6 protein-coding genes are annotated in these 8,352 nt (G+C 74.4%); 2 read left to right on the plus strand and 4 right to left on the minus strand.

The window, feature by feature from the left end:
* The 3 genes from glgC to GTW67_RS11800 all read right to left on the minus strand — a co-directional run.
* Positions 1–1,125 (minus strand): glucose-1-phosphate adenylyltransferase (glgC, locus tag GTW67_RS11790; RefSeq protein WP_161164754.1); only part of this gene is annotated, 1,125 nt, incomplete at its 3' end.
* Between the two features lie 54 nt (positions 1,126–1,179).
* Positions 1,180–2,355: a glycogen synthase gene (gene glgA / locus GTW67_RS11795; RefSeq protein ID WP_161164755.1), complete on the minus strand. Its 1,176-nt coding sequence runs from the start codon at positions 2,353–2,355 to the stop codon at positions 1,180–1,182.
* Positions 2,356–2,394: 39 nt separating this feature from the next.
* A complete protein-coding gene (locus tag GTW67_RS11800; protein WP_161164756.1) occupies positions 2,395–3,231 on the minus strand; it encodes a (2Fe-2S)-binding protein in 837 nt (278 codons plus the stop codon).
* Positions 3,232–3,458: 227 nt separating this feature from the next.
* Here GTW67_RS11800 and GTW67_RS11805 point away from each other — a divergent pair, with 227 nt between their 5' ends.
* Positions 3,459–4,844 carry a DMT family transporter gene (locus tag GTW67_RS11805; RefSeq protein WP_161164757.1) on the plus strand — a complete coding sequence of 462 codons (1,386 nt, stop codon included), beginning with the start codon at positions 3,459–3,461 and terminating at the stop codon, positions 4,842–4,844.
* Here GTW67_RS11805 and GTW67_RS11810 read toward each other — a convergent pair.
* On the minus strand, positions 4,834–6,099 hold the full coding sequence (locus GTW67_RS11810) for a transglycosylase family protein (RefSeq protein WP_161164758.1): 1,266 nt from the start codon (positions 6,097–6,099) through the stop codon (positions 4,834–4,836). The two genes, GTW67_RS11805 and GTW67_RS11810, sit on opposite strands and share 11 nt — an antisense overlap.
* Positions 6,100–6,382: 283 nt before the next feature.
* Between GTW67_RS11810 and gnd the strand changes: the two genes are divergently transcribed.
* Positions 6,383–7,819 carry an NADP-dependent phosphogluconate dehydrogenase gene (gene gnd / locus GTW67_RS11815; RefSeq protein WP_161164759.1) on the plus strand — a complete coding sequence of 479 codons (1,437 nt, stop codon included), beginning with the start codon at positions 6,383–6,385 and terminating at the stop codon, positions 7,817–7,819.
* Positions 7,820–8,352: the final 533 nt, after the last annotated feature.

Genomic DNA, 8,352 nt, shown 5'->3' on the forward strand with positions numbered 1-8,352 from the left:
GCCCGGCGGCACCTCGACGTTCTTGTCCAGCACCGCCCCGCGCACCACGGCGCCCCGGCCGATGTGCACGTTGTCGTGCAGCACCGAGCCCTGCACGACCGCCCCGGGGTCGACCACCACGCCCGGCGACAGCACGGACCGGGAGACCTGGCCGCGGATCAGGCACCCCGCGCTGATGATCGACTCACCGGCCATGCCGCCGGCGTTGAAGCGGGCCGGCGACAGCTGGGTGGAGTGGGTGTAGATCGGCCAGTCGCGGTTGTAGAGGTTGAAGGCGGGCCGCTCGGCGATCAGGTCCATGTGGGCGTCGTAGTACGCGTCGAGGGTGCCGACGTCCCGCCAGTACCCCTGGTCTCGGGAGGTCTCCCCCGGCACGTGGTTGGCGCTGAAGTCGTAGAGCGCGGCCTCGCCCCGGTCGGTGAGCTGGGGCAGGATCGAGCCGCCCATGTCGTGCACGGACCGCGGGTCCTCGGCGTCCCGCTGGAGGGCGTCGATGAGGGCCTTGGTGGTGAAGATGTAGTTGCCCATCGAGGCGAAGACGCAGTCGGGGGCGTCGGCGAGCCCCGGCGGGTCGGCGGGCTTCTCCAGGAAGCCGGTGACGGTGCGGCCGTCCGACCCCGAGGTGATCACGCCGAACGACGAGGACTCGGAGCGCGGCACCCGGATGCCCGCCACGGTCACGCCCGCCCCCGACTCGATGTGCTGGGCGAGCATCTGGCGCGGGTCCATCCGGTACACGTGGTCGGCGCCGAACACCGCGACGTACTCGGGCTGCTCGTCGTGGACCAGGTTCAGCGACTGGAGGATCGCGTCGGCGCTGCCCAGGTACCAGCGCGGGCCGAGACGCTGCTGCGCGGGCACCGGCGTGACGTAGTTGCCGAGCAGGCTCGACATCCGCCAGGTGGTGGTGATGTGCCGGTCCAGCGAGTGCGACTTGTACTGCGTGAGGACGCAGATCCGCAGGATGTCGCCGTTGACCAGGTTGGACAGCACGAAGTCGACCAGGCGGTACGTGCCGCCGAAGGTGACCGCGGGTTTGGCGCGGTCGGCGGTCAAGGGCATCAGGCGCTTGCCCTCCCCGCCCGCCAGCACGATTCCCAGCACCGAAGGACCACCACGACGCATGGCCGCTCCCCTCACCCTCGTTGGTGGCCCATGCCTGCCCGTGGGCCCGACCGCCTAAGCCTGTTCGAGCATCTCCTCGTAGAGCCGGACCGTGCGGCGGGCGACCGCGTCCCAGCCGAACTCCTCCACCGCCCGCTCCCGTCCCGCCTCGCCCATCCGCCGGGCGGCCCCCGGATCGCCGAGGACGGAGTCCAGGGCGCGGGTGAGGCCCGCCTCGAAGTCGTCGTCCCGCTTGTCGTCCTTGCTGTCGTCCTTGGACACGAGTACCCCCGTTTCGCCGTCCGCCACGACCTCGGGGATGCCGCCGACGCGGGAGGCCACCACGGGCGTGCCGCAGGCCATCGCCTCCAGGTTGACGATGCCGAGCGGTTCGTACACCGACGGGCACACGAAGACGGCGGCGTGGGTCAGCAGCTGGATGACCTCCGGGCGCGGCAGCATCCGCGGGATCCAGTGCACGCCCTCGCGGGCCTGGCTCAGTCCGGCGAAGAGGTCGCGGAACTCCTGGTCGATCTCGGGGGTGTCCGGGGCGCCCGCGCACAGCACGACCTGCGCGGCCGGGTCGATGCCGCGCACCGCCCGCAGCAGATGGGGCACGCCCTTCTGGCGGGTGATGCGGCCGACGAACAGGACGTAGGGCCGGGAGCGGTCCAGGCCGATCCGGTCCAGCACGTCGGTGTCGGGGTCCGGCCGGTACAGGGTGGTGTCGATGCCGTTGTGGATGACGTGGACCCGGGACGCGTCCAGCGCCGGATAGCAGGCGAGGATGTCCTCGCGCATCGCGCCGGACACCGCGACGACGGCGTCGGCGGACTCCACGGCGCCGCGCTCGGCCCAGCTCGACAGGGCGTAGCCGCCGCCGAGCTGCTCGGCCTTCCAGGGGCGCAGCGGCTCCAGGGAGTGGGCGGTCACGACGTGCGGGATGCCGTAGAGCTGCTGGGCGAGCCGGCCGCCGAGGTTCGCGTACCAGGTGTGGGAGTGCACGAGCTCGCGGCCCTCCAGGGCGGCGGCCATGGCGAGGTCCACGGAGAAGGTGCGCAGCGCGTCGTTGGCGCCGTCGAGGGCGGGCCACGGGCGGTGGCGCAGCACGCCGTCGGCGCGGCCCTCGCCCCAGCAGTGCACGTCCAGGTCGACGAGGCGGCCGAGCTCCCGGGCGAGGAACTCGACGTGGACGCCCGCGCCGCCGTACACGTCGGGCGGATACTCCCGGGTCAGCAGTCCCACACGCACCCGGAACCTCCCCTGCTCGGCGGCTGGTCCCCTTCATGGTCACTCAGACGGGGCGCCCGGGGAAGAGCGCGGGAGGCCCGAAGAGCGAGGCGGCGGTGGGGAGTCGGGTGGGCGTGGGGTCCGAGGGGGCTCATGGAAGCAGCAGTCGCCGCATACGCCGCCGCCGGGCACCCGGTAGTAGAGGCAGCAGCTGCGGCGCCGGAAGGCGGTGCCCGTGAGGGTGCCGGTCCCGGCGAGGAGCGGGTGCCCGAGCAGGCCGGCGGTGAGCGAGCGGGCGCGGGCGGCGGCGTCGGTACGGGCGTGGCGGCGGGCCCAGCGGTCCAGTTCGCGGGAGGCACCGGCCAGGGCGGAGGCGGCGTTGCCCCACAGCAGTCCGGCCGCGAGGCGGTGGCGGGTGTGCAGGGCGGCCGTCAGGGGCGTGAGGTGGGTGTCGAGCATGACCTCGGCGACGGTCGCGGGGTCCGCCGGCCGGAGGCGCGCCTCGGCGAGCCAGAGGTCGTCGGGGGCGGAGGCGTCGGGGTCCCAGTGCAGCAGACCGGGGTCCAGGTCGGGGACGCGGCCGTACAGGGCGGCGCAGCCGAGCGTCACCGACCAGAGGCGGGCGGCGAGCCCCTGGTGCGTCACGGAGGCGGCGACGCGGGCCTCGGGGGCGCGGAGAGCGGCGGCGACCTTGCGGACGCGGAAGGCGAGGGGGTCGTGCGCGGGGCCGTCTGCGGCCGGGCTGTGCGGGAGGTCGGTGGCACGTCCGTCCTTGGCGTGCTCCCGGTAGGCGTGCGCGAGGGTGGGGAGCGGTCGGGGCGGGGGCGGCTGGGAGGCGCGCAGCACGAAGAAGCCGCCGAGCGGGCGGAGGGCGGCGAGGCCGGGGTCGAGGTCCACGGAGAGCAGTAGTATCAAGGCCCCTACGGGGCACGGTCAGGGGTCCGGGACGCCCGGCGCCCACCCTGGGGAGGACGGCGCCGCCGTCGTACTCCATCGGTAGTAGGACCCAATGAGTGCTCAGGGACGACGACGGGAAGGTCCTGGGACGGCATCGTGTTGTCCATGGATGACGACCGTTCGCCGCGCCGGGCCCCGGCCCCCCGCCTCACGCAGAGGAGCAGCCGATGAGCGCCCTCGCGTTGTCCGTGCTGCTGTCGCTCGTCTCCGCCGTCGCGTACGCGGGCGGAGCGATCGTGCAGGAGCACGTCGCGGCGTCCTCCACCGGTGCCGAGTACGCCCCGCTGCGCCGGCCCGGCTGGTGGGCGGCGGTCGGACTCAACGGCCTCGGCGGTCTGCTGCACGTGGTGGCCCTCGCCTACGGCCCGCTGAGCCTGGTCCAGCCGCTGGGTGCCCTCACCATCGTGTTCGCGCTGCCCATGGCCGCGCTGTTCGTGGGCCGCAGGGCCGGTGCGACGGCCTGGCGGGGTGCGATCATGGCGACGGTCGGTCTGGCCGGTCTGCTGTCCCTGGTCGGCGCCTCCGAGGCCCAGTCGCTGGACACCGCGCAGCGCGTGACGGTGGCCGTGGTGACGGCCGGCGCGATCGTGACGCTGATGATCGCCGGCCGGGCCGCGCACCGGCATCCCGCGATGCGCAGCGTGCTGCTGGCGACCGCGTCCGGCATCGCGTTCGGTATGTCCTCGGTGTTCACCAAGACGGTGGCGGTCGACTGGACCGGCGGCGTGACGGCCGCCGACCTGCCGTCCCTGGCGGTGATCGGCGTGCTCGCCACGGCCGGCATGCTGCTGTCGCAGGCCTCCTACCGGGGCGCCGGCCTCGCGGCCCCGCTGGCGGTGCTGACGGTCGTGAACCCGGTGGTGGCGGCCGTGGTCGGCATCACGATGTTCGGCGAGTCCTTCCGCTACGGCACGACCGGCACCGCGCTCGCGCTGAGCTGCGGTGTGGTGGCCGCGGGCGGACTGATCCTGCTGACGACGGAACGACTCGCGCGGGAGGCCGCGGCGGGGACGGACGCGGAGACCGCGGCCGACGGTGCGGAGTCCGGGGCGTCGGTGGTCTCCGAGGCGGAGGCGGCCTGTGCGTCGGCCGTGGTGCCGGCGGGCGGGTCCGTCCCGGGCCGGCCGGTCGCGGGCGTACCGCTCACCAGCGGGCCGGTGGTGAGCGAGCCGGCGGCGCCGCGCGCGTCGGTGGCGTTCGAGCCGGTGACCCACACAGCGACGGTGGTCGAGCCGGTGGCCGAGGCCGGGCCGGCGGCCGGCACGCCCTTGGCGGTCGGCACGGCGGCCGGCGCGGTCGAGACGGTCGCCGGCCCCGCCGACGGCTCGCCGGCCGGTGGCAGGGGCGCGCGGCCGCTCGCCCCGCGCCCCGCCAAGGTCTTCCTCCCCGGCCCGGCCCCGGTGTCGCCGCCGGTCCCGGTCACCGCGCCCGCCGCGGAACCGGCGGAGCCCGCGGCGGTCGAGGACCGGGTCATCACGTACGGGCCCTTCTACGGCGGCCCGTACGTCCCGCTGTCCGTCGTCGACCGGCGCAGGGTGCGTATCAGATCCTGACGCCGCCGGCCCGCAGATACGCCAGCGGGTCGACGTCCGAACCGAAACCGGGCCCCGTCCGCACCTCGAAGTGCAGATGCGGGCCCGTGACGTTGCCGGTGGAGCCCGACCGCCCGATGCGCTGGCCGACGCCCACGGACTGGCCGTCCTTCACGGAGATCGCCGACAGGTGCGCGTACTGGGAGTAGCGGCCGTCGGCGTGCCGGACCACGACCTGGTACCCGTAGGAGCCGCCCCAGCCCGCGCTGACGACCCGGCCCGCGGCGATCGCCTTCACGGAGGTGCCGGTGGGGACGGGGAAGTCGACGCCGGTGTGGTAGCCCTTCGACCAGGACGAGCCCGCCTGGTGGTAGGGCGTGCCGGTGGAGGCGTCGACGGGCGCCACGAGGGCGTGACCGCTGGTGGCCTTGTCCTTGCCGGTGTCCGAGGACGACTTCTTGGGCTGCTTCTGCTTGACCGCCGGCTTCTTCTGCTGCTTCGGCTCGGCCGCCGGGGACGCCTTGTGCGCAGCGCGGGGCGCCGTGGCGGCACCCCCGCCGCGCAGCGCCAGCCGCTCGCCGGGCAGGATCAGGTCCGGGTCCGCGCCGATGGAGGCGCGGTTGGCCTCGTACAGGCCCTTCCAGCCGCCCGGGACCCGCTGGCTGTCGGCGATGCCGGACAGGGTGTCGCCGGTGACCACCGTGTACATCCGGGCCTTGCCCGCCCGGGACTGCGGTGTCGTCTGCGGACGCACGTCGGGGGCCTTGCCGGAGGTCCCGGCGGCCTTCTCGGCCGCCTTCTTCACGGTCCCGCCGGACGACTTCCCCGCGGTCTTCCCGTCCTGCTTCGCGCCGGGTCTCTCCGCGCCCCCGGCCGGGCGGATGTCGGGCGTCCCGCCGCCCCGGCTCAGTCCGGCCCGCACCGAGCACACCGGCCAGGCGCCTGGGCCCTGCCCGTCCAGCACCTTCTCGGCGACGGCGATCTGCTGGTCCTTGCTGGCCAGATCCGCTCGCGGCGCGTACGCGGTCCCGCCGAAGGCCTCCCAGGTGGACTGCGTGAACTGCAACCCGCCGTAGTAGCCGTTTCCCGTGTTGATGCCCCAGTCGCCGCTGGACTCGCAGGCGGCGACCTTGTCCCAGGTGTCCACTTCGGCCGCGTGAGCGGTACCGGTGCCGATGAGCGGGAGCGCGATCCCGGCGCCCCCCGCGGTGACGGTCAGTGAGGCCCGGTTGATCCTGTTCGGCTGGTACCGGCGGTGCCGGCCGCGTACGGCCATGGGTATCCCCCTCGACATTGCGTCAGGAGGGGCAAAAGTAAACGCCGTTAACAGGCCATGACAAGACGGCAATCGGCCGGTTCGTCCCGTCAAGTGGCCAAGATGCGGCGCCCGTTGGCCGGACGGTACGGCCCGGCGCTGAGGCGGCGGGCCCCTCCCGTGCGTACTGGAGTCCGCCGGGTCAGGACGTGCGGCCGGTGTACCGGCACGTCAGGATGGTCCAGCGGCATACTGACGCGCACGACCGGCACCACCGACACCGAGGTCATGAGGAGCCAAGCCAATGAGCACTGCCCAGATCGGCGTGACGGGACTCGCGGTCATGGGCCGCAATCTGGCCCGCAACTTCGCCCGCAACGGCTATACGGTCGCGGTGCACAACCGGACCGCGTCACGCACGCACGCGCTGGTGGAGGAGTTCGGGGGCGAGGGCGACTTCGTGGCGGCGGAGACCGCCAAGGAGTTCGTGGCGGCGCTGGAGCGTCCGCGGCGCCTGGTGGTGATGGTGAAGGCCGGTGACCCGACCGACGCGGTGATCCAGGAGTTCGCGCCGCTGCTGGAGCCCGGCGACATGATCATCGACGGGGGCAACGCCCACTTCGCCGACACCCGGCGCCGCGAGCGCGCGCTGCGGGAGCAGGGCATCCACTTCGTCGGCACCGGCGTCTCGGGCGGCGAGGAGGGCGCCCTCAACGGGCCGAGCATCATGCCGGGTGGCTCGAAGGAGTCGTACGAATCGCTGGGCCCCATGCTGGAGAAGATCTCCGCGAAGGCGGCGGACGGGGCGCCCTGTGTGACGCACGTCGGTCCCGACGGCGCCGGGCACTTCGTGAAGATGGTCCACAACGGCATCGAGTACGCCGACATGCAGCTGATCGGCGAGGCGTACCAGCTGCTGCGGGACGTCGCCGGGTACTCCCCCGCCGAGATCGCGGACATCTTCCGCACCTGGAACACGGGCCGCCTGGACTCATACCTGATCGAGATCACGGCGGAGGTGCTGTCCCACGTGGACGCGGCGACGGGCAGGCCGTTCGTGGACGTCGTCGTCGACCAGGCGGAGCAGAAGGGCACGGGCCGCTGGACCGTGCAGATCGCGCTGGACCTGGGCGTGCCGGTGTCCGGCATCGCGGAGGCGGTCTTCGCCCGGTCGCTGTCCGGCCACGCCGCGCTGCGGGAGGCCTCGCGGGGGCTGGCGGGCCCGCAGGCGTCCCCGCTGGGCGAGGCGGAGGCGGCCGCCTTCGCCGACCGGGTGGAGCAGGCGCTGTACGCGTCGAAGATCGTGTCGTACACGCAGGGCTTCCACGAGATCGCGGCGGGCAGCGAGGAGTACGGCTGGGACATCGACCTGGGCGCGGTCTCCGCGATCTGGCGCGGCGGCTGCATCATCCGCGCAGCCTTCCTGGACCGCATCCGCGCCGCCTACGACGCCCGGCCCGACCTGCCGAGCCTGCTGTCGGACGAGACGTTCGCCCAGGAGATCGCCGACGCGCAGGACGACTGGCGCGAGGTCCTGGTCGCCGCCACCCGCCAGGGCGTCCCCACCCCCGGCTTCGCCGCGGCCCTCGCCTACTACGACGCGCTGCGCGCCGACCGGCTGCCGGCGGCGCTGACGCAGGGGCAGCGGGACTTCTTCGGCGCGCACACGTACCGCCGGACGGACCGGGACGGCACGTTCCACACACTGTGGGGCGGGGACCGGTCGGAGGTCACGGCGTAGGGGGCGGGGTCGGGGGCCGGGCCGTCGGGGGGCGGTTGTTCGCGCGGCCGTCGGCGGTGGGCGGTGGGCGGTTGTTCGCGCGGCCGTCGGCGGTGGGCGGCCGGTGCGGCCGTCCACCGCCGCCACGCGGTGCGTGGCGCTCACCGGCCGCCCCACCACGTCCGCGGGTCGCGGGTCTCGGCTCGGGGCAGGGCTGCCGGGGCGCCACGACCGAGTCGCGGAACGCCGCCCGCGAGCCGTGGCGGCGTGTCCACCGTGCTCCGCGATGCGCGGGGCTCATGGGCCGCCCGTTGCGAGTCACGGCCCGCGGTGATGGGCCGCGGGTCACGGCACGCCGGCCCCGGCCCGCCACTCGCACGTCAGGTCAGGTCAGGTCAGGTCAGCGGTGGTCCCGGTTCCGGGTCCGGTACGGGCTCGGGGCCCGGCGGGATCGGTGACGGGGAGGGCTCCGGCGGACCGGGATGCGGGGGCGGCGGAGTCGGCTGCGGGCCGGGGCCCGGCGGCTGCGGCGTCGGCTCGGGTCCCGGGCCCGG

Origin of the sequence: Streptomyces sp. SID5910 (assembly GCF_009862125.1) — a bacterium.
Classification (GTDB): domain Bacteria; phylum Actinomycetota; class Actinomycetes; order Streptomycetales; family Streptomycetaceae; genus Streptomyces.